At 72.4% G+C, this 25,733-nt stretch carries 25 protein-coding genes; 11 read left to right on the top strand and 14 right to left on the bottom strand.

Annotated features, from left to right (window positions below; all coding sequences use genetic code 11):
- Window positions 1-107: 107 nt before the first annotated feature.
- From ACFV88_RS15760 to ACFV88_RS15750, 3 genes are all read left to right on the top strand, one after another.
- On the top strand, window positions 108-755 hold the full coding sequence (locus ACFV88_RS15760) for a phosphatidylserine decarboxylase (RefSeq protein ID WP_385490966.1): 648 nt from the start codon (window positions 108-110) through the stop codon (window positions 753-755).
- 91 nt (window positions 756-846) lie between these two features.
- Window positions 847-1,626 (top strand): CDP-diacylglycerol--serine O-phosphatidyltransferase, encoded by a 780-nt coding sequence (gene pssA / locus ACFV88_RS15755; protein ID WP_385491227.1) that lies wholly within the window; start codon window positions 847-849, stop codon window positions 1,624-1,626.
- A 465-nt stretch (window positions 1,627-2,091) separates the two neighbouring features.
- A complete protein-coding gene (locus tag ACFV88_RS15750; RefSeq protein ID WP_385490964.1) occupies window positions 2,092-3,780 on the top strand; it encodes a BCCT family transporter in 1,689 nt (562 codons plus the stop codon).
- A 19-nt stretch (window positions 3,781-3,799) separates the two neighbouring features.
- Here the strand turns inward: ACFV88_RS15750 and ACFV88_RS15745 are convergent, their stop codons facing one another.
- The 9 genes from ACFV88_RS15745 to ACFV88_RS15705 all read right to left on the bottom strand — a co-directional run bounded on the left by ACFV88_RS15745 (window position 3,800) and on the right by ACFV88_RS15705 (window position 12,690).
- A complete protein-coding gene (locus tag ACFV88_RS15745; RefSeq protein ID WP_385490962.1) occupies window positions 3,800-4,300 on the bottom strand; it encodes a methylated-DNA--[protein]-cysteine S-methyltransferase in 501 nt (166 codons plus the stop codon).
- A 47-nt stretch (window positions 4,301-4,347) separates the two neighbouring features.
- Entirely contained in the window at window positions 4,348-5,826 is a 1,479-nt protein-coding gene (locus ACFV88_RS15740; protein WP_385491224.1) for an AlkA N-terminal domain-containing protein, read from the bottom strand.
- A gap of 97 nt (window positions 5,827-5,923) precedes the next feature.
- Window positions 5,924-7,219: an MFS transporter gene (locus ACFV88_RS15735; protein ID WP_385490960.1), complete on the bottom strand. Its 1,296-nt coding sequence runs from the start codon at window positions 7,217-7,219 to the stop codon at window positions 5,924-5,926.
- 56 nt (window positions 7,220-7,275) lie between these two features.
- On the bottom strand, window positions 7,276-7,788 hold the full coding sequence (locus tag ACFV88_RS15730; RefSeq protein ID WP_385490958.1) for a hypothetical protein: 513 nt from the start codon (window positions 7,786-7,788) through the stop codon (window positions 7,276-7,278).
- Window positions 7,785-9,044, bottom strand: a complete 1,260-nt coding sequence (locus tag ACFV88_RS15725) for a hypothetical protein (protein ID WP_385490956.1) — start codon at window positions 9,042-9,044, stop codon at window positions 7,785-7,787. Before ACFV88_RS15725 ends, ACFV88_RS15730 begins: the two co-directional genes overlap by 4 nt.
- 140 nt (window positions 9,045-9,184) lie before the next feature.
- Window positions 9,185-9,340, bottom strand: coding sequence for a hypothetical protein (locus ACFV88_RS15720; protein ID WP_385490954.1), 156 nt, complete (start codon window positions 9,338-9,340; stop codon window positions 9,185-9,187).
- Between the two features lie 191 nt (window positions 9,341-9,531).
- Window positions 9,532-10,953: a phytoene desaturase family protein gene (locus ACFV88_RS15715; RefSeq protein WP_385490952.1), complete on the bottom strand. Its 1,422-nt coding sequence runs from the start codon at window positions 10,951-10,953 to the stop codon at window positions 9,532-9,534.
- A 72-nt stretch (window positions 10,954-11,025) separates the two neighbouring features.
- Window positions 11,026-11,853, bottom strand: a complete 828-nt coding sequence (locus ACFV88_RS15710) for an inositol monophosphatase family protein (RefSeq protein WP_385490950.1) — start codon at window positions 11,851-11,853, stop codon at window positions 11,026-11,028.
- Window positions 11,854-12,009: 156 nt separating this feature from the next.
- Window positions 12,010-12,690, bottom strand: coding sequence for a DUF4232 domain-containing protein (locus ACFV88_RS15705; RefSeq protein ID WP_385490947.1), 681 nt, complete (start codon window positions 12,688-12,690; stop codon window positions 12,010-12,012).
- 216 nt (window positions 12,691-12,906) lie between these two features.
- Here ACFV88_RS15705 and ACFV88_RS15700 point away from each other — a divergent pair, with 216 nt between their 5' ends.
- The gene (locus ACFV88_RS15700; RefSeq protein ID WP_385490944.1) at window positions 12,907-13,641 is read left to right on the top strand and encodes an alpha/beta fold hydrolase; all 735 of its coding nucleotides are present in this window, start codon (window positions 12,907-12,909) and stop codon (window positions 13,639-13,641) included.
- 259 nt (window positions 13,642-13,900) lie between these two features.
- Here the strand turns inward: ACFV88_RS15700 and ACFV88_RS15695 are convergent, their stop codons facing one another.
- A complete protein-coding gene (locus ACFV88_RS15695; protein WP_385490941.1) occupies window positions 13,901-14,647 on the bottom strand; it encodes an IclR family transcriptional regulator in 747 nt (248 codons plus the stop codon).
- Between the two features lie 344 nt (window positions 14,648-14,991).
- Here ACFV88_RS15695 and ACFV88_RS15690 point away from each other — a divergent pair, with 344 nt between their 5' ends.
- The 7 genes from ACFV88_RS15690 (at window position 14,992) to ACFV88_RS15660 (ending at window position 20,929) form a co-directional block, all read left to right on the top strand.
- Window positions 14,992-15,099 (top strand): putative leader peptide, encoded by a 108-nt coding sequence (locus tag ACFV88_RS15690; protein WP_385490938.1) that lies wholly within the window; start codon window positions 14,992-14,994, stop codon window positions 15,097-15,099.
- A 275-nt stretch (window positions 15,100-15,374) separates the two neighbouring features.
- Window positions 15,375-16,394 carry an ABC transporter substrate-binding protein gene (locus ACFV88_RS15685; protein WP_385490935.1) on the top strand — a complete coding sequence of 340 codons (1,020 nt, stop codon included), beginning with the start codon at window positions 15,375-15,377 and terminating at the stop codon, window positions 16,392-16,394.
- Window positions 16,391-17,401 carry an ABC transporter substrate-binding protein gene (locus ACFV88_RS15680; RefSeq protein ID WP_385490932.1) on the top strand — a complete coding sequence of 337 codons (1,011 nt, stop codon included), beginning with the start codon at window positions 16,391-16,393 and terminating at the stop codon, window positions 17,399-17,401. Before ACFV88_RS15685 ends, ACFV88_RS15680 begins: the two co-directional genes overlap by 4 nt.
- Window positions 17,398-18,228, top strand: a complete 831-nt coding sequence (locus ACFV88_RS15675; RefSeq protein ID WP_385490929.1) for an ABC transporter permease — start codon at window positions 17,398-17,400, stop codon at window positions 18,226-18,228. Before ACFV88_RS15680 ends, ACFV88_RS15675 begins: the two co-directional genes overlap by 4 nt.
- Complete coding sequence (locus tag ACFV88_RS15670; RefSeq protein ID WP_385490926.1) at window positions 18,225-18,992, top strand: ABC transporter ATP-binding protein; 768 nt, start codon at window positions 18,225-18,227, stop codon at window positions 18,990-18,992. Before ACFV88_RS15675 ends, ACFV88_RS15670 begins: the two co-directional genes overlap by 4 nt.
- The gene (locus ACFV88_RS15665) at window positions 18,989-19,855 is read left to right on the top strand and encodes an ABC transporter substrate-binding protein (RefSeq protein WP_385490924.1); all 867 of its coding nucleotides are present in this window, start codon (window positions 18,989-18,991) and stop codon (window positions 19,853-19,855) included. Before ACFV88_RS15670 ends, ACFV88_RS15665 begins: the two co-directional genes overlap by 4 nt.
- A 3-nt stretch (window positions 19,856-19,858) precedes the next feature.
- Complete coding sequence (locus tag ACFV88_RS15660) at window positions 19,859-20,929, top strand: LLM class flavin-dependent oxidoreductase (RefSeq protein ID WP_385490921.1); 1,071 nt, start codon at window positions 19,859-19,861, stop codon at window positions 20,927-20,929.
- A 17-nt stretch (window positions 20,930-20,946) separates the two neighbouring features.
- Here ACFV88_RS15660 and ACFV88_RS15655 read toward each other — a convergent pair whose 3' ends face one another.
- From ACFV88_RS15655 to ACFV88_RS15640, 4 genes are read right to left on the bottom strand one after another with little or no spacing between them, the layout of a single operon-like run.
- A complete protein-coding gene (locus ACFV88_RS15655; protein ID WP_385490918.1) occupies window positions 20,947-21,948 on the bottom strand; it encodes a TIGR03842 family LLM class F420-dependent oxidoreductase in 1,002 nt (333 codons plus the stop codon).
- A 28-nt stretch (window positions 21,949-21,976) separates the two neighbouring features.
- Window positions 21,977-23,377: a dihydropyrimidinase gene (hydA, locus tag ACFV88_RS15650; RefSeq protein ID WP_385490915.1), complete on the bottom strand. Its 1,401-nt coding sequence runs from the start codon at window positions 23,375-23,377 to the stop codon at window positions 21,977-21,979.
- A gap of 13 nt (window positions 23,378-23,390) precedes the next feature.
- Window positions 23,391-24,674 (bottom strand): aspartate aminotransferase family protein, encoded by a 1,284-nt coding sequence (locus ACFV88_RS15645; protein WP_385490913.1) that lies wholly within the window; start codon window positions 24,672-24,674, stop codon window positions 23,391-23,393.
- Window positions 24,671-25,513, bottom strand: a complete 843-nt coding sequence (locus ACFV88_RS15640; protein ID WP_385490910.1) for a nitrilase-related carbon-nitrogen hydrolase — start codon at window positions 25,511-25,513, stop codon at window positions 24,671-24,673. Before ACFV88_RS15640 ends, ACFV88_RS15645 begins: the two co-directional genes overlap by 4 nt.
- Between the last annotated feature and the right edge of the window lie 220 nt (window positions 25,514-25,733).

Below are 25,733 nucleotides of genomic sequence, written 5' to 3'. Positions count from 1 at the left end.
CCGACTCGGCTTCCTGGCTTGCCCAGTTGCGGCCCGCAACCGATACGATCGCGGTACAGCCGCCGTCCCCCGTACAGCGCGGCAATCATCCGCTACGAAGGTCATCCATGCCCGACAGCCAAATCTCTGCACCTCGCGGCCGGGTCCGCCTCGCTCGCGGAGCGTCGCCGTGGCTCCTGCCGACCGTCGCCACCGCTGCCCTCAGCCTGGCCCGGTCGCGTCGCTCCTCGAAGGCGGCCGTCATCGCCGTGCCGGCCACCGCGCTCGCGGCCGGCATGCTCTGGTTCTTCCGCGACCCCGAGCGCGAGATCGCCCAGGGCCGGGTCATCTCCCCCGCCGACGGAGTGGTGCAGAGCATCATGCCGTGGAAGGACGGACGGACCCGGGTCGCGATCTTCATGAGCCCGCTCAACGTCCACGTCAACCGTGCCCCCCTCTCCGGCACGGTGACGTCGGTCGAGCACATCCCGGGCGGGTTCGTTCCGGCGTTCAACAAGGAGAGCGAGAACAACGAGCGCGTCGTCTGGCACTTCGACACCGAGCTGGGCGACATCGAGATGGTGCAGATCGCCGGAGCGGTCGCGCGCCGCATCGTGCCTTACGTGCCGCAGGGCACCAAGGTCGAGCAGGGTGACCGGATCGGACTGATCCGCTTCGGCTCGCGCGTCGACATCTACCTGCCCGAGGGCGTGGACGTGGATGTCGAGGTCGGACAGAAGACAACCGCGGGGGTGACTCGCATTGACCGTGATTGATCCCGAGACCTCGCCTCCGGCCCAACCCGGCTGGGTGCCGGAGGCCGAGGCGTCCGAGGGGCCCGACGGCGCGGAGGACGATGCGGAGGACATGCCGCTGTCCCTGCGGTTGTCGATAGCGGACACCCTCACCCTCGGTAACGCCACCTGTGGCTTCATGGCGGTGTACTTCACCACCACGGGCATCCTGATCCCGCACCTCACCGGCAGCGACGAGTCCGGCATGGCCCGGCACTCCGCCGCCACCGCGGTGATCCTGATGCTGTGCGCGGCGGTCTTCGACCTCTTCGACGGTCTCGTGGCCCGCAAGCTGCGGTCGTCGCCGATGGGGGCGGAGCTGGACAACCTCTCCGACCTGATCAGCTTCGGCCTCGCCCCCGCGTACTTCGTGCTCGTCTACGGCATGGTCGCCGACGACGCGTACCAGAAGGTCGCTGCGGTCGGGGCGATCGTGGTGTTGCTGGCGGTGGTGCTGAGACTCGCCCGGTTCTCGTGCGTGACCGTGCGGGAGGGCGTGTTCCAGGGCATGCCCAGCCCCTTCGGGGCGCTGACCGTGGTGTCCATCGTGCTGCTCGGCCTGCCCTTCTTCGCGACGCTGCTCGCGATCGTGGGCACCGCGTGGCTGATGGTGAGCCGGGTCGAGTACCCGAAGCCACGGGGATGGACCGCGGTGGCGATGCTGTCCTGGATCGTGCTGAGCATGGGGTTGCTGGCGGCCTGGGCGTTCGACGCGCCGGAGGGCCTGCTGCTGCTCCAGACCGGCTGCGCGCTCCAGCTCGTGATGGGAGCGGTGATCCCGCTCTTCGCGACCGCTCGTCGGGTGAACAACTTCCGTGACAATCGGCGTGAGGCTCGTGCGCACATGCCGTAGCGGCGGCCAGTAGGTAACGGGTGTGGCCTCCCGGTCCTCGCGACCGGGGGGCCACACCCGTTTTCCGGTGCGGGTCGCGACCGGTCACCCGCGCCGTTCCCCGCGCCCCTCACGGGGCCCACCGGCCGAGCCTTCCCTGCGGGTGCCGGGTGGTTGCCCGCGCCCCTGACGGGGCCCACCGGTCGGGTCTTCCCTGCGGGACCGCGGGGGTTGCTCGCGCCGTTCCTCGCGCCCCTGATGGGGCGCCCTGGAGGGGGACGGGGTGGCCTGCGCGGGTGGGGGTAGTCCTCCGGGGGGGGCGGACGGGCGGCGGCGGGCCCGATAAGGGGCGCGGGGAACTGCGCGAATCCACAGCGCACGCCCGCCTAGCAGCGCACCCGCACGGGAACGCACCCCGAGGGGCGCGGGGGACTGCGCGGCGCGGCTCACCTGGGACGGGGATGATTCCCCCCATAGTGGGGCACGATGAGCGTAGAGACAGAGGCCACCGCCCCACAGGACGACGAGAACACCGCACCCGACGCGGTAGTGGTCGGCGTAGGAGTCCTCGTCGTCCTCGGCGTGGTCAGCTGGGCCGCGATCGGCAAGAAGTCCTTCGACACCGTTTCGAGCACCGCGCTGGACTGGGTCCTCGCCAACTTCGCCTGGCTGTTCGTGATCGCCGCGGACGTCTTCCTCGTGCTGTGCGTGGTGCTCGCCCTCTCCCGGTTCGGGCGCGTCAAACTGGGGGCCGACGACAGCGAACCCGAGTTCACCAGCCTGGCGTGGATCGCGATGATGTTCAGCGCGGGCATGGGCATCGGGCTGATGTTCTACGGCGTGGGGGAACCGCTCACCCACTACCTGAACCCGCCGCCGGCCAGCGGGGTGGAGCCGCGGACGGGGGCCGCCGCCCAGGTCGCGCTGGAGTACTCGTTCTTCCACTGGACGCTGACGCCCTGGGCGATCTACGGGATCGCCGGCCTCGCCCTCGCCTACGCGGGCTTCCGCAAGGGCCGCGGCAACCGCCTCAGTTCGGTCTTCGTGCCGTTGCTCGGGGAGCGCCGGGCGGACGGCTGGCCGGGGCGGGTGATCGACCTGCTCGCGGTGTTCGCGACGGTGTTCGGCACGGCGACGAGCCTCGGCGTCGGCACGCTCCAGGTCGCGACGGGCCTCGGGCTGACCGCGGGGATCAAGGACTCGACGACCCTGCAACTGCTCATCGTGGTGGTGCTGTCGGCGGCGTTCGTGATCTCGGCGTTCTCGGGGCTCCACAAGGGAGTGAAGTGGCTGAGCACCCTCAACATCGTGCTCGCCGCCTGTCTGATGGTCTTCGTCTTCCTGTTCGGCCCGACGGTCTACATCCTGGACGCCATCCCCGCGAGCCTCGGCGGTTACCTGCACGAACTGCTGCCCCTGGCGACCCGCACCGGTGCCTTCACGGACAGCGAGTGGCTGGGTGCCTGGACCATCTTCTACTGGGCGTGGTGGCTGTCCTGGGCGCCCTTCGTGGGGACGTTCATCGCACGGATCTCGCACGGCCGCACGATCCGTGAGTTCCTGGTGGGGGTGCTGCTGGTGCCCAGCGGGGCCACCGTCATCTGGTTCTGCGTCATGGGCGGGACGGGCATCCGGCTGGACGAGACCGGCCGGGTCGACATGGCGGCGAAGGTCGAGGAGGGCGCCGAGGCGTCGCTGTTCGCGATGCTCGAAGCGCTGCCGCTCGGTTCGATCACCGCCTGGGTGGCGATGCTGCTGGTCATGACGTACTTCGTCACCAGCGCGGATTCCGCCTCGCTGGTGATGGGGTCGCTGACCAGCCGGGGAACGCTGCACCCGCGGACCTGGCTGGTCGTGACGTGGGGGGTGCTGATGGCGGCGGTGGCGGCGGTGCTGCTCGTCGCCGGCGGACTCGAATCGCTCCAGACCGCGACCATCCTGGTGGCGGTGCCGTTCGTGGTGGTGATGCTGGTGCTGTGCTGGGCCCTGGTGACGGAACTGCGGACGGACCCGGGGGCCGGGTTCCCCCGACAGCAGCGGTTGCACGGCTTGCGGGACGCGGTGCGGGCGATGGTCGGGGAGGCGATCTCCGAGGCGGGGCCCGAACGGCACCGGCGGTTGCGGCGGCTGGCCCGCCGGGAGCCGGGGCCGGACGAGCCCGGTCCGGACGCCTGAGGCCCCGCGGGTCGCTCCGTCAGAACAGGGCGGCCGTGCCCGTACCCCGTTCGAAGTCGAGCAGGCGCTGCTTGCGGGGCAGACCGCCGCCGTAACCGGTGAGGTTGCCGTTCGCCCCGATGACCCGGTGGCAGGGGACGATCACGCTGATCGGATTCTTGCCGTTGGCGAGGCCCACGGCGCGCGACGCCGACGGATTGCCTAGCGCCTCGGCCAACTCCCCGTAGGTGCGGGTCTCGCCGTACGGGATCGTGAGGAGTTCTTCCCAGACGGACCGTTGGAAGGGCGTGCCGTCGAGTCGTAGGGGCAGGTCGAACTCGGTCAGGTCGGCCGAGAAGTACGCGTCGAGTTGGCGGGTCGCCTCGGCGAAGGGTCCGGGGTCGCGGTCGCCGAAGGACTCCTGGGGTGGGCGGTGCCGCTGGTCGGTCATGTACACCCCGCTGAGGACGCCTTCGGTGGCGACCAGGGTCAGCGTGCCGTACGGGCTGTCGATGTGGCTGTGGTGCTTGGTGGCGCTCATGGCCGGTGCTCCTGGTCGTGGCGGGTGCGGCGGTACGGGAGGGGTCGTCACCCGGGGAGGACGTTGATCGGGTGGTCGTCGGTCGCCCAGAGGTACTGCACCGCGTACGCGCGCCAGGGACGCCAGGCGGCGGCGCGGGAGGTGAGGGCGGCGGGGGTGGACGGCAGGCCAAGCCCTTCGGCGGCCCGGCGCACCCCCAGGTCGGTGGCGAGGAAGGCGTCCGGGTCGCCCAGCGCGCGCATGGCGATGACCTCGACGGTCCACGGCCCGAAGCCGGGCAGTGCGCCGAGCTGGGTGCGGGCCTTCGCCCAGTCGGACTCGGCGCCCAGCCGCAGCGAACCCTCGGCCAGCCGCGCGACGAGCGTCGTCAGGGTCGCCCGCCGGCTGCGCGGCAGGGCCAGCGCCTCGGGGTCCAGCGCGGCCAGCGCCTCGGGGGTGGGGAAGAGGTGGGTGAGGCCGCCCGCGGGGTCCTCGATCGGCTCGCCGTGCGCAAGGACCAACCGGGCCGCGTGGGTGCGCGCGGCCGCCGTCGAGACCTGCTGGCCGAGGACCGCCCGGACGGCGAACTCGGCCTCGTCGACGGTCCGCGGCACCCTACGGCCGGGGGCCCGGTCGATCAGGGGCGCGAGCAGCGGATCGGCGTGGAGTTGGGCGTCCACGGCGACCGGGTCGGCGTCGAGGTCCAGCAGTCGGCGGCAGCGGCTGATCGCGACGGTGAGGTCCCGCGGATCGGTGAGGGTCAGTCGGCAGCCGATGTGGTCCGGGTTCGGGGTGAGGGCGACCGTACCGTGCCCGTGGGGCAGTCGCAGGGTGCGGCGGTAGGCGCCCTCGTGCCACTCCTCCACCCCGGGCACCGCCGTCGCCGCCAGGTGGCCGAAGAGGTTGTCGGGGGTGAGGGGGGCTCGGAACGGCAACCGCAGGGACAGCGTGCCGGGCGCCCCGGCGACGGCCGGGCCGCGGCGTCGGGCCGCCTTGGCGCGCAGTTCGCTCGGCGCCAGCGCGAAGACCTCGCGGACGGTGTCGTTGAAGGTGCGGATGGAGGCGAACCCCGCGGCGAAGGCGATCTCGGCCATCGGCAGCGTGGTCGTCTCGATCAGTAGCCGTGCGGTCTGGGCCCGCTGCGCCCGGGCGAGGGCGAGGGGCCCCGCGCCCAGTTCGGCCAGGAGCTGGCGCTCGACCTGGCGGGTGCTGTAGCCGAGGTGCGCGGCGAGTCCCGGTACGCCCTCGCGGTCCACCAGGCCGTCGGCGATCAGCCGCATGGCCCGCGCGACGAGGTCCGCCCGCTGGTTCCACTCGGGTGATCCGGGGCTGGTGTCGGGACGGCACCGCTTGCACGCCCGGAAGCCCTCCTGCTGGCAGGCCGCCGCACTCGGGTAGAACACCATGTTCTCCGGCTTGGGCGGTACCACGGGGCAGCTCGGGCGGCAGTAGATCCGGGTGGTGAGCACGGCCGTGTAGAACCAGCCGTCGAAACGGCCGTCCTTGGACTGGACCGCTCTCACGCACCGCTCGGTGTCGGCGTGCATCGCGCTGTGCATGCCTCCAGCATCCGGGAGGCGCACCCACGGCGGCTAGCGAGAATTCGACATGGACGTTGCGCGGGGCGTCCGCCCCGGGACGGGCCTATCCGTCGCCGCGCACGCGGCTGCCGGGCAGACCGCCGCGGGCCACGAGGTACAGGGTGAACAGCAGCGCCAGCACCGCTCCGGCCCCGGTGAGCAGCCCGAAGCCGCCGGCGGCGACCAGCACTCCGGAGGCCAGTCCGCCGGAGGCACCGGCGATCAGCACACCGACGTCCATGAAGCCCTGGTAGGCGGCCCGACGGTCGGGCGGAGCGGCGTCGGTGACCATCGTCGTCCCGCTGACGAAGCCGAGGTTCCAGCCGATGCCGAGCAGGACCAGGGCGAGCGCCAGAGCGGGCGCCGAACCGGGCGGGGCGGCGGAGGCGAGGAGTGCGGCCCCGCACAGCACCACGGCCCCGAGGGCGGCGGTGGGGGTCCGTCCGGTCCGGTCGACCAGGTACCCGGAGAGCGGTGAGGAGAGGTACATCGCCCCCATGTGCAGTCCGATGACGAGCCCCGCGGTGCCCGTGGCGTGGCCGTGGTCGGTCATGTGTACCGGCGTCATCGTCATGATCGCGATCATCACGACCTGGCTGAGCACCATCACCGCCGCTCCGGCCACCATGCGCCGCAGGTCCTCGGGCGGGAGCCCCCGGAGCGTCGTTCGGCCACCACGGGGTCCGGTGGTCGCGTCCGGGGCCGGGCCGCCGGCCGTCGCGCGGGCCAGGAGCAGCGGATCGGGGCGCAGCAGGGCCCCGAGCACCAGCGCGGCGGCCAGGAAGGCGACGAACGCCAGCAGGAAGGGCCCGGACAGACGTGGCAGGTCCCAGGAGCGGGCGAGGTCTCCCGTCGCTCCGACGAGTCCCGGGCCGGCGATCGCCCCGGCGGCGGTGGCGAACAGTACGGTGCTGACCGCACGGCCGCGCCGGGCCGGCGCGGCGAGGTCGGCGCCCGCGTACCGGGCGAGCATGACCGAAGCGGTGCCGGCTCCGTACACGAGCAGTCCCAGGAAGAGCAGCGGCACGCTGTCCCAGGCGGTGGCGGCGACCACGACGAGGCTCCCGAGGGCGCCTATGCCGTAGCCGAGGGTGAGGCCGGGCCGTCTGCCCCAGCGCTGACAGGCCCGGCCGATCCCCGCGGCCCCCACTGCCGCGCCTATGGTGAACAGCGCGCTCGGCACCCCGGCGAGGCCGGTGGAGCCGAGCATCTCCTCGGCGAGCAGAGCGCCGACGGTGATTCCGGCCGCGAGGGCCGCGCCGTTCAGGATCTGGGTGGTCACCAGGACCGCGAGGACCCGCCGTTGCGCGGGGTGCTCGTCGTGGTCGGTGGTGACGTTCGATGCGGTGGGGGACGCCACTGGCTCGCTCCTCGTCGGGTGCGGGAGGGCGGTGGACGCGCCCCGGTCCTGATCGGCTACGCGGCGTGCGCCGAGCGCAACGCGGCGATGTCGGTCAGGGACAGGTCCATGCGGTCGCGGAGGAAGCGGACGATGGTCCAGTGCGCGACGGCCTCCTCCTCGAAGGGGCCGAACTCCTCGCAGTACAGCGGGATCCAGCGGAGCGCTTCCTCGATGGTCCGCTCGCGCCCGGGTTGCTCGGCGTACTCCTCGTAGCCGATGCTGCGGTGGTCGATGAAGACCCGGCCCGGCAGCCGCTCCTCACACAACGCCCGGTACTCCCGGGTCTGGAGGATGAGGTAGTGCCATATCTCGTCGATGTGCTGCTCCACGGGCAGGAAGAGACCTGCGAGTTCCGAGCGGTAACGGGAAACGAGGAACAGGTACCGCAGGCATTCGGCGACCTGCCGTTCGACGTCCTGTCGGGTCGCTCCCGTGTCCTTCACGAAATAGGTGACGACTTCTTCGTGCAGGGGCTCGCCGAGCAGACTTATGAGATCTGATTCCGTGATGCGCCGCCGCGTCTTCATCGTTCTCCAGTACGGGTGAGGGGTTCCGTCACCAGCCAGGCGTACTTTCCCGAGGGTCCCACCGGAATGTGATTGCGGTGCACGGCGTTGCAGCGCATTCCGGTCAGGTCTCCGACGAGTTTTTCCAGCGCCGACGTTTCGGACGGTTCGAGGGGGGTGTCGTCGAACGTGGTGAAGAGGAGTTGTACGTCTTCCGGGCCCTTGGTGCGCAGCTGGTAGAGGAAGACGCGGGATGACGCAGCGGCCACGCACTCGTCCAGGTCGCCTTGGGCCACCAGACCGGTCGGGGAATGCAGGAGCTCTTTCTCCCGGCCGCAGATGCGGACGACCTTCTCCGGGTCCGGGGTCCCGTCGAGGGTGCGCACGCAGTCGCCCGAGCGGTAGCGGACCAGCGGCATGTACGGATTGCGCACGCTCGTGACGATGAGGCTGAACAGGGTGCTCCCGGGGGCGATCGGGAGGAGTTCGAGGCTCATCCGGTCGAGGTACGGGTGGTACCGCCCGGCCTGGTCGCTGTAGTAGAGGTAGCCGAGTTCGGTGCTGCCGAAGAGGTCGATCACCGGGCGTCCGAGGCGGCTTTCGAGGAAGCGCCGGACGTTCAGCGGCGTGTACTCGTAGGCCGTGATCACGGTTTCCGGTCGGGGGAACGCCTCCCACACGTCCCACTGGACGGCTTTGCGCACCAGGTGGGCGAGGTGGTAGCCGGAGCAGTCCAGGTGGTACCAGCCCTCGGGGTGGGTGCTGCGCTCGTCCTGGATCTCGCCGACCATGCGCTCGACGTCGGCGCGCTCCCACAGGTCGGGGTCGAGCCGCTGGTTCAGGTAGACCGTACGGTCGTCGAGGCGGCGGTCCTCGAGGCCGGGCGCGGGGTCGGGCGACGTGCCGCGCTTCCTGGCGTTGACCCGGGCCACGTGTTCCGTGGCGAGCACGGTCGTCAGCGACACCCGCCGGCACCCCTCGCGCCAGGTCCTGGCGAGGTCGGGGTGGTCGCTCCACAGCCGGTAGTAGCTCTTGAGCAGGAAGTACGGCGGCCTGATGAGCTGCATGCGGGCGTGGTTGGTGCCCGTCGACAGGACGAACTCGGCTTCGCCGCGGTCCAGTGCGGTGGCCAGCCGGGGGGTCATCCAGTTCTCCGGGAACCCCTGGGCTATTTCTGGTTTCTCCAGGACGGGGAAGTGGCCGCGCGCAAAGGATTCCTGATAGATCGGAATGTCCCTGATGCAGTCGATCACGTCAGGGGCGGGCTGGCTGTCCATGTTCACCTTCGTGGGGTGCGGAACAGGGCAACAGAATGTGGCTGTCGAATGGACGGCAAGCCAGAAAAAACCCCGGACGACGACCGGCTGCTGCCGCCCGGGTGCTCGGTTTTCACGTCAGCGCCCGAAGGGGACCAACGTCAGGAAATACAGCCCGTCTTGGGCGCCGCGCTGATGCAGCCGCTCTTCGGCGTGGCGCTGATGCAACCAGTCTTGTCACCGGCCGTCGCGGAGTTGAGCGCGTTCCACGCCTGCCAGTTGTCGTCCTGGGCCATCTTCTTGATGAGCTGTTCCATTTCAACCTCCGGTGGGGGGCGAGCACGACCATGGCCGCGCTTTCGATGACTGGAAGCTAGAAGTCCGCAGCTATGCGTGTCAATGGAAACTGAAATGAGAAAACACTCATGGTCAGCGGGCCCGGGGAAGGGGAATGTGACCTGCCCCGGCAGCTTTCAGCCAGCACGGTCGGCCGGGGCCGGGCACGGGCTCATCCGGTCGCGTTCAGTCGCCGCCAGACGGCCTTGGCGGCGTTGTGCCCGGACATGCCGTGCACGCCCGGCCCGGGCGGGGTCGCGGACGAGCAGAGGAACACGGCGGGGTGGGGGGTGCGGTACGGTCGCAGACCGGTCCGGGGACGCAGCAGCAGTTGCAGTCCGTCGGCCGCGCCACAGGCGATGTCCCCGCCGATGTAGTTGGCGTTGCGGGCGGCGAGTTGCGGCGGGCCCGCCGTGGCGCGGGCGAGGATCCGGTCGCGGAACCCGGGGGCGAACCGCTCCAACTGGCGCTCGATGGCGTCGGTGAGGTCACCGTCCCAGCCGCTGGGGACGTGCCCGTACGCCCAGAAGACGTGTTTGCCCTCGGGCGCCCGGCTCGGGTCCACGAGGGACGGCTGTGCGGTGATCAGGAAGGGCGCCTCGGGCGCGCGGCCCTCCCGGGACGCGGCGCGCAGGGCGGCACCGATCTCCGCGCTGCTCGCACCGATCTGGACGGTCCCGGCGCGGCGCGGCGCCTCGGCGGTCCAGGGCACCGGTCCGTCCAGCGCGTAATCGATCTTGAAGGCGGCGGCGCCGTACCGGTAGCCGTCGTAGTAACGGCCGAGGCCGGCGATCCGGGCCAGGGCGAGCGGGGAGGTGTCGAAGACGTAGGCGCGGGCGGGCGGCAGGTCGTCCAGCCGCTTCACCTCGAAGTCGGTGTGGATCTGACCGCCGAGGTCCTTCAGATACGCCGCGAGGGCGTCGGAGATGCTCTGGGAGCCGCCCCGGGCGACCGGCCAACCGCCGGTGTGCGCGGCCAGCGCGAAGACCAGGCCGACGGCGCTGGTGGCGAGGCCCTCCAGCGGGGCGATGACATGGGCGACGAGCCCGGCGAACAGGGCCTTGGCCCGGTCGTCCTTGAAGCGCCGCATCAGCCAGGTGGAGGGCGGCAGTCCGACGAGGCCGAATCGGGCCAGGGTGACCGGATCGCGGGGCAGTGAGGTCAACGGCAGCGCCATGAAGTCCCGGAGGAGGGTGTCCCAGCGGGCCGCGAACGGGGTGACCAGACGCCGGTAGGCGCCGGCGTCCCGGGGGCCGAAGGAGGCGGCGGTCTCGGCGATGGAGCGGGACAGCACGGCCGCCGTGCCGTCGAGGAAGGGATGGGCCATGGGCAGCGGCGCGTGCAGCCACTCCAGCCCGTACCGCGCCAGGGGCATCGCCCCGAAGGCCGGGGAGGCGAGCCCCAGCGGGTGCACGGCCGAACAGGGATCGTGCCGGAAGCCGGGGAGCGTCAACTCCTCGGTGCGGGCACCGCCGCCCACCGTGTCCCGGGCCTCGAACACGGCTACGGAGGAGCCGCGCCGGGCCAGTTCGACGGCCGCGGTCAACCCGTTCGGCCCCGCACCCACGACGACCACGTCGAGCATCGACGGCATCTGGGGGACTCCTTCGTCAGCCGTTGGCCAGGGACGACCAGGATAGGCCCGGCCGTGCGGGCCGGACGGCGCTCAGGCACCCGCCCGCAGCAGCTCCAGGACGCGGGTGACGGTGGCGGCGTCACGGGCCGCCGTGAAGGGCAGGGTGTTGCCGCCGGCCAGTCGGAACGGGGTGCCGTCCAAGGTGGCGTGGCCGCCGCCGGCCTCCGCGACCAGTAGGAGGCCCGCCGCGTGGTCCCATGCGTTCTCCCAGGAGAACGCGACGGCGTCCAGCGCGCCCCGGGCGATGCGGAGGTACTCCAGTCCCGCGGAGCCGCAGTCACGCGAGGCCACTCCCTGGGTGTTCAGCCCGAGCAGGGCCCGCTTCTCCTTTGGGGTGGTGTAGTCGGGGTGGGACTTGGCGATGCGGAGGTCCGCACCGGGCTCGGGGGAACCGGCGGTCAGTCGGGCGCCGTTGAGGTGGGCGCCGCCGCCGCGGACCGCGACCGCCAACTCCCCGGCGACCGGCGCGTACGTCCACGAGGCGAGCAGTTCGCCGTGGTGCGCCAGGGCCACCAGGGTGCAGAAGCCGGGGTCGCCGTGGACGAACTGTTGGGTGCCGTCGACCGGGTCCACTATCCAGACCGGGGCGTCGCCCTGGAGCGCCTCATAGGTCGCGGGGTCTTCCGAAACGGCCTCCTCACCGACCACCACGGAGCCCGGGAGCAGGGCGGTGAGCGCGGCCGTCAGGTGCTTCTCGGCGAGTCGGTCGGCGACCGTGACCAGATCGTGCGGGCCCGCCTTCTCCACGATCTCGTCGAGGGCGAGGCGGCGGAAGCGGGGCATGATCTCGACCGCGGCGGCCTCGCGGACCGCGGCTTCCACCTGGGGGAGGTCATGGGCGAGGAATTCGTTGATCATGTGTCCATCGAAGCACGCGCCGCTGACATTCCGTACCCCGTTTCCGCACGCTGGGTGGATGTCCGGTGAACTCCGGGTGCCCGGCCGACCGACGGTTTCCGGTCACGGCGGGGCACTGGGGAGGGTGCGGGAGCGCCGGGGCACCGGAATCCGGGCTCAGGTGGGGCGCCACGGGGAGGTGCCGACCACATTGCGCGGGCCCACGTCCAGGGGGTCGTCGGGGGTCACCACCACCTCGGGCGCGTCGGACCCGGCCCGGATGCGCAAGGAGGGGACGTCCTCGGCGTTGGCGCGCCACATCACGTCGGTCACCGCGCTCTCGCCGCGCTCCAGCGTGAACGCGGTGGCGGGCGCCGCCGAGGGCGCCATGGGCACGACGTCCAGGTCGTCGACGACCCGGATGCCCGGGGGCTGCACGCCGTGCTCGTCGACCAGCCGGATGAGGGGGTGACCGTCGAGCGCGTACGGCTCGGAGTCGCAGTTGGTGAGGGTCACCGACATGGCCCGCAGCCCCATGGCCGAGCCCGTGTGCTCGGCCCGCAGACGGATGCCCGGGCCGTCGCAGGAGGCGCCGCTCGGTGCCCCGTCCGGCGCTGCGGAGGTATCGGCGGTGATGTCGTCGAGGGCGCTGGGGCCGGACGGGCGGCTCCCTGGCAGGGGCGCGAGGGTGCTGGGCGGCGCCGGTGAGTCGACCCCCAACGCGGGCTCCGTGGGGCGTCCGCTCGGGTGGCGCTCCCGCTCCAGCTCCGCCGACAGCCCGCAGCCGGGCAGCGCCGCCAGGGTCAGCAGGGTGACGGCCAGGCACCGGGGGGCGGATCGCCCTCGTATCGCGCTCATCCGCCCGATCATGGCACGCGCATCGCATGGAACGTGTCACGCCTGACAGACCGTTGGCCTCCCCCTCCTGCCCCCATCGCCATGCCCTGCTGCGCACTGTCGGCGACGGCGGACGACTCCTCGAACCCGCTTGGCCGACCGCCCCGGCCGGGCCGCATACGCTTCCCCCACCAGCGGCTTCGTCGCCCAGCCACCCCGACCGCGAGGAGACGGCACGTGAACGCCCACGGCACCCTGCCCGACGGCCGGAGTCCTGCCCTGCTCCCCGTCCACGGACACCGTCCCCCGCACGGGGCGACGGCCGCGGTCCTCCTCCTCCCCGGCGGCCGCGAAAACTCCCTCAAGCCGCCCGCCCGCCTCGACCCGCCCGCCCTGCGGATGCGGCCCTTCGCCACCGCCATCGCACACGCCACCGCACAGGCCCACGTCCTCGTCGCCCGGGTCCGCTACCGCCATCGCGGATGGAACGGGGACCGCGCCGACCCCGTGGCCGACACCCACCGTGCGCTCGCCGAACTCCGCACCCTGACCGGGCCGGTACCCGTCGTCCTCGTCGGGCACTCGATGGGCGCCCGCGCCGCGCTCCGCGCTGCGGAGGACCCCCAGATCGCCGGAGTCGTCGCCCTCGCGCCCTGGTGTCCACCCGGCGAACCCACCGCCCACCTCGAAGGGCGCACCGTCATCGCCCTCCACGACGAGCGCGACCGCGTCACGTCAGCGGCAGACACCTGGTCCTACCTCACCCGCGCCCAGCACGACGGCGCCCGGTCCATGGGCATCTCCATGCCCCACGGCGGCCACGCGATGATCCGCCACGCCCGCCAGTGGCACCGCACGACCGCACGACTCGCCGCGGCGCTCGTCGGACTCGCTCCCCTCCCCTCCACACCGCCGTGGAACGGGCGACCCCACACCTTGCGGTCCAGCGCGCCGCGGTCGACGCGCCGCTGAGGCCGGCCACCCGTCCGGGTCGCCGTCAGCACTCCTTCGTGGCCAGCTCTGGCATCATGAACTCCCGTGGGCCGGCGCCATGGTCAACGAGTGGCAAAGCCCCTCCGAAACCCCAGGTCAAAAAGGGTGCTCCCCGCGCGAGCGGGGGTGGTCCGGCGGACAAGGACCCGGCCAGGTGGCTGCCGCCGTGCTCCCGCGCGAGCGGGATGTCCGCGTCCTCGCCGTCGATGCGCTCAGCGGCCGGGCGCGGTCCGTGCGGTTACGGACCGACGGCGGGGCGGCGTTCGACCGGTGGGAGCAGCAGGACCTCCAGAGCCGCGGCGCAGGCCCGGGCCTGGTCGGCGAACCAGGGCAGCCGGTCATCGGTGAGCACGGCCGGGGTAGCCCGGAGCGCGAGGGCGAAGCGTGCGCGTTCGGTGTGGTCGAACACCGGGACGGCCACCGTACGGATGCCGAGCGCCGACTCGCCGTCGTTGACGGCGTGACCCCGCTCGCGCACCCGGGCGAGTTCAGTGCGCAGGGCGTCCGGGTCGACGATGGTGCGTTCCGTGAAGGCGGCCAGCCCGGGGAGCGCGCCGACCGGGTCGGGATCGTCGCCCGGCCAGGCGAGCAGCACCTTGCCGAGCGCGGTGGAGTGCAGCGGTCGGCGCAACCCGATGCCGGTGTCGTGGCGCACCGAACCGCCGACGAGGATCAGCGCGTGGACGCCGTCCCGCAGGGCGAGGTCGGCGGTGGCCCCGGTGCGCGCCGCGAGGTCGGCGAGTTCGGGGACGGTGAGGTGCAGTCCGCGTTGGTGGTAGGAGAGTTGGCCGAGTTCGGTGACGGCGGGACCCAGCCGGTAGCGGGCGGTGTGGGCGTCCTGTTCTAGGAATCCGGCGGCCACCAGGGTCCGGGCCAGTCGGTGGGCCGTCGAGACCGACAGGGACGTGCGGCGCGCGAGGTCCGAAGCGCTCAGCGGGGTGCCGTTGTCGCGGAAACAGTGCAGGACGCCCAGGGCCCGGCTCACGGCCTGCGATCCGGTGGGGGCAGCCGGGTTCGTCGCGGCCGGTCGTCGGGGCCCGCGGACGGGTTCCGACGGTGGCACGGTGCCCCCGGGCCGCCGGGGGGAGCGTGGGACGGTCGGGGCGTCATCGATTGAGCTTCCCATGATGTGGCAGCCTTCCCTGACTTGCGCGTCGGGTCAACTCGCCCTGCCCGGGCGGTCGTAGTGCCCACGGGGCCGGCGACGCGTTCACGGGAGGCGCCAACGAGACCGAATGTCCCACATCGTGGGAAGCGGCTTGTCTCTGTGGCAAAGCCCGTGGCAGAGTCTGCGCACCGACCCCGTCGCTCGTCGAGAGGAGTGCCGCCATGACCGTCCGCCGGACCTTCGTCGCGCTGGCGCCCTCGGTCACGCCTGCGCTCAGCAGCCGTCGCCACATCGACCTGGTCCGGGTCGCCAGTTCCGGCTGTCGCTGACCCCGGACGACGGCCCCGTGCCGTACCCGCCCCGCTCGTCCGCCCCGTGACGCCCGCCGCGTGACGTTCGTCCCGTGACGTTCGCCGGTCCGGCGCGCGCACCGGACCGGATGCCAGTCGGCGGACCCGCGCCCCCAGCCGCGCGCCCCGCCGGCCCCCGCAAACCCTCCGGACGCCCCGGCTCCCCCGTGCACGTCCGTCGACCCCGCCTGCGATCCGTCCAGCGATCCCGGGGGTGTTCACCCCCGTTCCGTTCCTCCGGCCGAGAAGGGCCCATGACGCACTCCACGCCGCCCACCACCCTGTGGTTCACCCGCTGCCCGGTGCCCACCGCCACCGGGATCGCCGCCGATCTCGGCTGGTTGGACGAGGAGTTCTCCCCCGACGGGATCACCGTCTCCTCCCTCCAGGCCGTGTCCGCCGCCACCGCCCGGGACCACCACTACACCCACGCGTTGGAGGGCCTGTTCCGCGAGGGCGGCAACGTCCCCGCCCTGTGGACCCGGTCGCACGGCGAACCCACCCGACTCATCGGCCTCACCTGGATCGAGGAACGCCAAGTCGTCCTGGTCGCGGCCGACTCCCCGGTGCACGAGGCCGGGGACCTGAAGGGCAGGCGGCTCGCCGTCCCCCGGCATCCGCTGCCGATCGACTTCTGGCGGGCGATGGCCCTGCGCGGCTTCGAGGGCGCGCTGTCCGGTGCGGGGCTCACCCTCGACGACGCCGTCCCGGTCGACGTTCCGGTGGACGCCGGGGCCGACCAGTGGGCCACCGAACTGGCCGCCCTGCGCGCCGGAACCGTCGATGCGGTGTACGCCAAGGGGGCCACCGCCGTCGAGGCCGCCGCACGGTACGGCGCACGGATCGCCGTCGAACTCGACGACCACCCCGACCGGCGCACCCGGGTCAACAACGGCACCCCGCGCCCGATCACCGTCCGGGAGAGCCTGCTGGAGGACCACCCCGAGCTGGTCGACCGGTTCCTCGCCGTCCTGGTCCGAGCCGCCGGCTGGGCCGCTGACCACCCCGACGAACTCTCCCGGGTGCTGAGTCGGGAGACCGGCGCCGGCGCCACCGGTGTGGCCGGCGCCTACCGCGCCCGGGGCCACGACGACCTGCGCATCGACCTGTCCGAGGAACGTCTCGACCTGCTCGCCCAGCAGGAACACGCCCTGCGGGCCCGGGGATTCCTCGCCGCCCCCGTCGACGTACGGGACTGGGCGGCCCCCGAACCGCTCCGCCGGGCAGCCACCCGCACCGACCGAACCACCACCACCGCAGAGGACCACCAGTGAACCCCCTGAACCGTCGGGCAGTGCGCACCGCCGCCGCCCTCGCCACCACCGCCGCCCTGTTCCCGCTCGCCGCCTGCGGTACCGCCGAGGGCGACTCGGCGGGCGACGGGGACACCGTCGTCGTCCGCATCCCCGACCCGAAGAACTCGGGCGTCCTCGCCCTCGGGAAGAAGAACGGCAGTCTCGGCAAGGCACTCGCGAAGGTCGGGGCCAGAGTCGAGTGGACCGGCAGCAGCGGGCCGTTCGCCCCCGCCGCGCAGGCCCTCAACGCCGGACAACTCGACGTGGCCACCGGCTCCATCACCTCCGGAGTCACCGCCCTCACCCAGAAACCCGGGTTCAAGCTCTTCAGCGCCACCACCCCGGACGGCTCCGGCGAGGGCATCCTCGTCCGCAAGGACTCCGGGATCAAGACCGTCAAGGACCTCGCCGGACGGAAGGTCGCCGTCAACCAGGGCGGCACCGGCGAATACCTGCTCCTCAAGGCGTTGGCCCGGCACGGTGTCCCGGCGAAGGACGTCGAACGCGTCTATCTGCGCCCCGACCAGACCGCCTCCGTCTACAAGACGGGCCAGGTGGACGCCTGGGCGTCCTGGGCCGCCTACTCCGTCGCGGAACTCGGCAGCGGCGACTCCCGTTTCGTCGCCGACGGGGCAGCCGTCGGCTCGGACAACTACAGCTTCCACGCCGTGCGCACCGGCTTCGCCGAGCAGCATCCCGAGGTGGTGAAGGCCCTGTACGCGTACCTCCGCACCGGCAGCGCCGCCCAGAAGGCCGACCCGGAGAAGTACGTCAACGTCTTCACCGACCGCGGCCCGACCGCCGTGACCGGCACGGCCAAGGAACTGCAACTCCGCATCCTGCGCGAGGGCGGGACCGTCGAGCCGATCGGGGCCGAGGACATCGAGCGCTTCGAGTCCGTGGCCCGTTTCTACCTGGACCAGAAGGTGCTCAGGAAGCCGGTCGACATCAAGCCCCACGTCCTCGACGTCGAGGCCCTGGGATGAGCACCACGACCCCGCCCCCCGGCAAGCTGGTCGCCCCGCGGCCCCAACTGCCCCGCGAGCGACCGCGGGCCGTCTCCCTCACCGTGCGCGCCCTCGGCCCGCTGCTGCTGATCGGCACCTGGTGGACCGCGTCCGCCACCGGACTGCTCACCCCCGACGTGCTCGCCGGGCCGCCCGACGTGGTGCGCGCGGTGGGCGAACTGTGGGGCAACGGCGAACTGCCCGACGCGCTCGCCGCCTCGCTGACCCGCTCCGGCACCGGGCTGCTCCTGGGACTGGTCGCCGGCGTCGTCCTCGGAGTCATCACCGGATTCAGCCGACCCGGCGACGAACTGCTCGACTCCTCCCTCCAGGCCATGCGCACGATCCCGTTCCTCGCCCTGGTCCCGCTGTTCATGGTCTGGTTCGGGATCACCGAGACGGCGAAGATCCTGCTGATCGCCTTCGCGACGACGTTCCCCATGTACGTCAGCACCGCCGGCGGGGTACGGGGCGTCGACCGCAAACTGCTGGAGGCGATGCGGTCCTTCGGGATGGGCCGGCTGGCCCTCGTCCGCGAGGTCGTGCTCCCCGGCGCGCTGCCGTCGCTGCTGTCCGGACTGCGGCTGTCCATGACCCTCAGCGTGATCGCGCTGGTCGCCGCCGAGGAGATCAACGCCACCGCGGGCATCGGGTATCTGATGGCCCAGGCCCAGGCGTACGCCCGTACCGACGTCCTCGCGGTGTGCATCCTCGTGTACGCCGTGCTCGGGCTCACCGCCGACGGCATCGTCCGGCTGCTGGAGCGGTTCCTGATGCCGTGGCGCACGCTGGGGGCGGTCCGATGACCGACACCGCCGTCCAGGTCCGCGGGCTGCGCCGGGTGTTCGGCGAGCGGGCCGTGCTCGACGGACTCGATCTGAGCATCGCCCGCGGGGAGTTCGTCGCCCTGCTCGGTGCCAGTGGCAGCGGCAAGACCACCCTGCTGCGCATCCTCGGCGCCCTCGACCGCTCCGACGGCGGACAGGTCCTGGTGCCCGAGGCGCGCACCATCGTCTTCCAGGAACCCCGGCTGATCCCGTCCAAGAAGGTGCTCGCCAACACCGTCGTGGCCATGCCGCGGGGCGCCGCCACCCGGGAGACCGGGCTACGGGCCCTGCGCGAGGTCGGGCTCGCCTCCCACGCCGACGCCTGGCCCGGCACCCTCTCCGGCGGCGAGGCCCAGCGCGTCGCCCTCGCCCGCGCCCTGGTGCGCCAACCGGAACTCCTGTTGCTGGACGAGCCGTTCGCCGCGCTCGACGCGCTGACCCGGCTGCGGATGCAGGACCTCGTGGGCGAGCTGTGCCGCCGGCACCGGCCGGCCGTGCTGCTGGTCACCCATGACGTCGACGAGGCGGTCCGGCTCGCGGACCGGGTCGCGGTGCTGCGCGACGGGCACCTCGTCACCGATGCGCCGGTCGGCATCGACCACCCCCGGGACCCCGCGCACCCCGCGTTCGCGGCACTGCGCCGCCGACTCCTCGGCGACCTCGGAGTGCACCAGGACGCGCCGTCCCCCGAACCCCAGCCCCGACCCGAAGCACCCGCACCCACTGGAGCGACCCTGTCATGACCGTCACCATCGGCGTCCACGCCAACAACCCGACCCTGACCTACCTCTCCCGGCTCGACCACGCCGCGCTGGCCCTCGCGCCCCTGGGCGAGACCGTCGTCTTCCACCACTACACCAACGGGGTCACCACCGGCGCCCTGTTGAGCGCGGGGACCTTCGACTTCGGCGGCACCGGCTCCACCCCGCCGATCAGCGCCCAGGCCGACGGCCACGACATCGTCTACACCGCCGTCTCCGCGCCCCGCCCCGAGCACGGCGCCCTCCTCGTCGCCGCCGACGGGCCGGTCCACGACGTCGCGGACCTGAAGGGCGGCACCGTCCACCTCGGCATCGGCTCCTGGCAGACGCATCTGCTCGCCAAGGCGCTCCACTCCGTCGGACTCTCCTACGGCACGGACGTCACCCCCGCAGCCGCCGGAGAGGACAGTGCACGGCTCCTCGCGGACGGCGCGATCACCGGCTGGATCACCCAGGGCGCCGACCTCGCCGCCGCGCTGCGCAGCGGCCGGGCCAGGGTCCTGCGGCGCTCCGGCGACGTGATCACCGACCGCTCCGTGTTCTTCGCCCGCCGCGACTTCGCCGAGCAGCGCCCCGAGGTCGTCGCCGCCCTGGTCACCGCCCTCCAGCAGGCCGACGACTGGGCCGCCGAGCACCCCCGTGAGGCGGCCCTGATCGCCGCCGAGGAGCTGGGTGGCGCCGCCGAGGACTGGGAGACCGCCCTGACCGCGCTGCCCTGGCGCGTCGAACCGGTCACCGGGGCGTTCCTCGCGGAGCAGCAGGAGGCCGCCGACATCCTGCACGGCGCCGGGTTCCTGTCCCGCCCGGTGACCACCGCGCACGCCGTCGCGCGTACGGCGGGCTGAGCCGTGGCCTCCGAGTTCCTCTGGTACGTCATCCCCCGGGAAGGGGCCTATCCCTGGGAGCCCGCGGGCCGTCGCCCCGTGGACCTGGGTTACCTCCAGCAACTCGCGGGGACGGTGGACCGCCTGGGGTACAGCGGCGCGTTGCTGGCCACCGACCTGTACGACGTGTGGCCGCTGGGCAGTGCGCTCGCCGCGTCGACCGGCCCCGGGTTCAAGCCGTTGCTGGCCGTGCACCCCGGGCTGATCGCACCGACCCTGCTGGCCAAGATGGCGCTGACGTTCGACCACTTGTTCGGCGGCCGGCTGCGGTTCAACGTGGTCAACGGTTCCACCGCGTCCCTGCGGGAGTTCGGCCTCCACGTGGAGCACGACGAGCGGTACGCGTTGAGCGCCGAGTACTGGTCGATCGTGAAGCGGCTGACCGCGGGCGAGGTGTTCGACCACCGGGGGCAGTACTACGACCTGCGGGACGCGGGGGCGTCGCTGCGCGAGCTGCCCCCCGTCCAGGAACCGCACGTCCCGCTGTGGTTCGGCGGTTCGTCCGCGGCCGGCATCGAGATGGCCGCCGAGCACGTGGACGTGTACCTCACCTGGGCCGAGCCGCCGCACCTGCTGAAGGAGAAGCTGGACCGGGTACGGGAACGGGCCGCGGCGCACGGCCGGGTCCTGCGGATCGGGCTGCGGGTCCATCTGATCGTCCGGGACACGGAGGACGCGGCGTGGGCGGCGGCCGACCGGCTGTTGGAGGTCACCAGCGAGGCCACCTACGCCCGGCAGCTCGGGGTGAAGGCGACGGAGGACGGGGTCGGCTGGCAGCGTCAGTTCCGGCACGGCGGGCGGGTTCCGGCCCGCGCCCGCGACCTGGAGGAGCACCGCAACATCTGGCCGGGCATGAGCCTCTTCCGGCCGGGCCCCGGTACCGCGGTCGTGGGCTCAACGGCCCAGGTCGTGGAGCGGCTCGCGGAGTACGAGTCCCTCGGTGTCGACACGTTCATCCTGTCGGGCAACCCCCTGTTGGAGGAGGCGTACCGGGTGGCGGAGACGGTCCTGCCGGCGCTGGGGGTGCGCGGCTGACGCCCGGGTCGACGAGGTCAGCCGTTGACCGCCGGGATGATCCGCTGTCCGTAGGTGTCGATGACGTGTTCCCGGGCGTCGTGCATGGCGTAGACGGCGAACTGGTCCACGCCGAGGTCGCGCAGGGCGCGGAGTTTCGCGATGTGGGCCTGGGCGGGGCCCAGCAGGCAGAAGCGGTCGACGATCTCGTCGGGGACGAAGTCGGCGGACGGGTTCCCGGCCCGGCCGTGGTGGCCGTAGTCGTAGCCGTGTCGGGACGTGATGTACGAGGTCAGCTCCTCGGGGACCAGCGAGGAGTGCTCGCCGTAGCGGGCGACCAGGTCGGCGACGTGGTTGCCGACCATCCCGCCGAACCACCGGCACTGGTCGCGCGCGTGGGCGAGGTCGTCGCCCACGTAGGCGGGGGCCGCGACGCAGATGGTGATCGCGTCCGGATCGCGTCCGGCGTCCGCGGCGGCCTCGCGGACCGACTTGACCATCCACTCGGTGAGGTAGGGGTCCGCGAGCTGGAGGATGAACCCGTCCGCCTTCCGGCCGGCCAGGGCCAGGGCCTTGGGGCCGTACGCGGCCATCCAGACCGGCAGCTCGCCGTCGCGGATCCAGGGGATGCGGATCGGGTGGCCGTCGATCCGCGCCTCGCGTCCCTCGGCGAGGTCGCGGATGACGTCGATGGCCTCGCCGAGGCGGGCCAGGGTGTTGGGGGGCCTGCCGGCCACCCGCATCGCGGAGTCCCCGCGGCCGATCCCGCACACCGTGCGGTTGCCGTACATGTCGTTGAGGGTGGCGAAGGTGGAGGCGGTCACCTCCCAGGTGCGGGTGGACGGGTTGGTGACCATCGGGCCCACGCGCAGTTGCTGCGTGTGGGCCAGGACGCGGCTGTGGATGACGAAGGGCTCCTGCCAGAGCACCGCCGAGTCGAAGGTCCAGCCGTAGCGGAAGCCGTTGCGTTCCGCGCGCTGCATGAGGCTGACGACCCGGGAGGCGGGCGGATCGGTCTGGAGGACGAGGCCGAAGTCCACGGGGGCGGCTCCTTGCTGCGTGCGGGGCTTACAGGTACTGGCAGGTGGAGCGGGGGACGAAGGTCCCGTGGCCGGCCCGACCGGTGTACTCGCGGCGGTCGAGCACGAGGTGGCCGCGCGAGAGCACGGTGTCGACGCGCCCGGTGATCCGTCGGCCCTCGTACGCCGAGTAGTCCACGTTCATGTGGTGCGTCCCGGCGGAGAGGGTCTGCTCGGCGTGCGGGTCGTAGAGCACGATGTCGGCGTCCGAGCCCGGCGCGATCGTGCCCTTCTGGGGGTAGAGGCCGAACATCCGGGCCGGGCTCGCGCAGGCGATCTCGATCCAGCGGCGGCGGCTGAGGTGCCCGTCCAGCACGGCCTGGTGGAGCAGGTCCATCCGGTTCTCCACCCCCGGTAGCCCGTTGGGGATCTTGGAGAAGTCCCCGCGGCCCAGCTCCTTCTGGCCGCGGAAGCAGAACGGGCAGTGGTCGGTGGAGACCACCTGGAGGGCGTTGGTCCGCAGTCCCCGCCACAGCGCCGCCTGGTGCTCCGCGGGCCGCAGCGGGGTGGAGCAGACGTACTTGGCGCCCTGGAAGTCCGGCTCGGCGAGGTCGTCGGTGGACAGGAACAGGTACTGCGGGCAGGTCTCGCCGAAGACCGGCAGGTCCCGGGCGCGGGCCGCGGCCACTTCGGCCAGCGCCTCCTGCGCCGAGACGTGCACGACGTACAGCGGGGCGCCGGCGACCCGGGCGAGCTGGATCGCCCGGTGGGTGGCCTCGGCCTCCAACAGCACCTTGCGGACCTCGCCGTGGTAGCGGGGCTCGGTGTGCCCGCGGGCCAGGGCCTGTTCGACCAGGACGTCGATCGCGAGGCCGTTCTCCGCATGCATCATGATCAGCCCGCCGTTGCCGGAGGCCCGTTGCATGGCGCGCAGGATCTGCCCGTCGTCCGAGTAGAAGACCCCCGGGTACGCCATGAACAACTTGAACGAGCTGACCCCCTCCGCGACGAGTCGGTCCATCTCCCGCAGGGTGTGTTCGTTGACGTCCGAGACGATCAGGTGGAACGCGTAGTCGATCGCGCAGTTCCCGTCGGCCTTCGCGAACCAGGCGTCCAGGCCCGCCCGCAGCGACTGTCCGGGCGACTGCACCGCGAAGTCGACGATCGTCGTCGTCCCGCCCCAGGCGGCGGCCCGCGTCCCGGTCTCGAAGGTGTCGGACGCGGCGGTGCCGCCGAACGGCAGTTCCATGTGGGTGTGGGCGTCGACACCGCCCGGGATCACGTACCGGTCGCGGGCGTCGATGACCCGGTCGGCGGTCCAGGAGCGGGCGGTGTCCGTGAGGTGGCCGGCGAGCGCGGCGACCTGGCCGTTCTCGATCAGGACGTCCGCATGGACCTCGTCGGTCGCGGTGACGACCAGTCCGCCCTGGATCAGGGTGCGGGTGCTCATGGTGCGCTCCGTTTCAGCGGGCGTGCAGGGCGGCTTCCAGGATCGCGGCGCCCTCTTCGGCCTCGGCCACCGTCAGGGACAGCGGCGGGGCGATCCGCAGCACGCTGGTGGCGTGGCCGCCGCCCTTGCCGATCAGCAGGCCGCCCTCCCGGGCCGCTTCGAGGACCCTGGACGTGGCGTCCGGGTCGGCCTCGTCGGTGCCGGGCCGGACCAGCTCCACCCCGATCATCAGCCCCCGCCCCCGCACCTCCCGGACCGCGGGCACCCGGGCGGCTGCGGCCCGCAGCCGTTCGATCAGCAGTCCGCCGACCCGGCGGGCGTTGCCCGGGAGGTCGTGGTCGAGGAGGTGGCCGAGGTTGGCGAGGCCCGCGGCCATGGTGACGGGCGAACCGCCGAAGGTGGAGATGGAGTTCGCGTCCAGACAGTTCATGACCTCCGCACGGGCGACCACGCCGCCGATCGACATGCCGTTGCCGATGCCCTTGGCGAAGGTGAGCAGGTCCGGCGGGCCGTTGGCACCGTGGGCCTGCCAGCCCCAGAAGTGGTCGCCGGTGCGGCCCCAACCCGTCTGCACCTCGTCGCTGATCCACAGGATGCCGTGCCGGTCCAGCACCTCGCGGAAGGCCGCGTACAGCCCGTCGGGGGGCGAGGTGAAGCCGCCGACGCCCTGCACGGGTTCGGCGATGAGCGCGGCGACGGACCCGGAGACCTGGCCGAGCAGGTCCTCCAGGTCGGCGACGCACGCCGCGGTGAACTCGACGTCGGACAGGTGCGCGTACGGGCCGCGGGTGCGGACGCCGCCGTGCACGTAGAGGGTCTGGAGGGGGGACAGGCCCGTCGGGGACCAGGCGCGGTTGCCCGTGACGCCGACCGCGCTGAACGAACGGCCGTGGTAGCCGTTGCGCATCGCCAGGACCTGGTGGGAGCGCCGGTACGCGGTGGCCAGCAGCAGGGCCGTGTCGTTGGCCTCCGTGCCGGAGGTGGTGAAGAACACCCGTGCGTCGGGGATGCCCGAGAGCACCGCCACGCGTTCGGCGAGTTCGACCATCGGCCGGTCGAGGTACAGGGTCGAGGAGTGCAGGAGCCGCCCGGCCTGTTCGGCGACGGCCCGGGTGACCGCGGGCAGTGCGTGCGCGGTCATCGTGGTCAGGATGCCGCCGAAGAAGTCGAGGTACCGCGTGCCGTCCGCGTCCCAGACGTGCCGGCCCTCGCCCCGGACCAGCTCGATCGGCTGACGGTAGTAGAGGGCCAGCCAGTCCGGCAGGACGGCCCGGTGCCGGGCGTGCAGACCGCTCACGGCCGCACCAGCCCCTCGTACGCGTCGGGCCGGCGGTCCCGGTAGAACGCCCACTGCGTGCGCACCTCGTCGATGAGTGCGAAGTCGAGGTCCCGCACGAGCAGTTCCTCCGCGTCGTCCGCCGCGGGTTCGCCGACGAACCGACCGCGCGGGTCCACGAAGTAGCTGGTCCCGTAGAAGTCGTTGGTGCCGTACTCCTCACGGCCGACGCGGTTGATCGCGGCGACGAAGTACTCGTTGGCGACGGCCGCGGCGGGCTGTTCCAGCTGCCACAGGTAGGCCGACAGTCCGCGCGAGGTGGCGGACGGGTTGTACACGAGCTGCGCCCCGTTCAGCCCGAGTTCGCGCCAGCCCTCCGGGAAGTGCCGGTCGTAGCAGATGTACACGCCGATCCGACCGGCTGCCGTGTCGAAGACGGGCCAGCCCAGGTTGCCCGGCTTGAAGTAGTACTTCTCCCAGAACCCCTCGACCTGCGGGATGTGGTGCTTGCGGTACTTGCCGAGGTAACTGCCGTCGGCGTCGATCACGGCGGCGGTGTTGTAGTAGAGGCCGGGCCCCTCGATCTCGAAGACGGGGACGACGACCACCAGGCCCAGTTCGGCGGCGAGCGCCTTCATCCGGGTGACCGTGGGTCCGTCCGGCACCGGCTCCGCCCATCGGTAGTGCTCGGGCTCCTGGACCTGGCAGAAGTACGGGGCGTTGAAGACCTCCTGGAAGCCGATGACCTGCGCTCCCTGCCGGGCGGCCGCGCGGGCGTGCTCCTCGTGCTTGGCGATCATGGATTCGGTGTCGCCGGTCCAGGTGGCCTGGACGAGTGCGGCGCGGACGACGGCGGCCATGGGCTGCTCCTTCGACGGGACGTCAGAGAGCCTCTACGCCTGCACATACGGGACGTAGGGGGACGAACGTAAGCCCGTCGATCGGGTGGAGCAAGGTCATCGCCGTCAACCGGCCGAGTCGATCGCGATTCGCACCCGGGTGGGCGAGACCCCCCGCGCCGTGACCCGGTACCGGCGTGGCGGTACCGGTCCGGCGGTGCCGGGAAGAGCGGCACCGCCG

Source organism: Streptomyces sp. NPDC059816, from assembly GCF_042732055.1.
Classification (GTDB): Bacteria; Actinomycetota; Actinomycetes; order Streptomycetales; family Streptomycetaceae; genus Streptomyces.
This window is presented reverse-complemented; position numbering and strand designations above follow the sequence as displayed.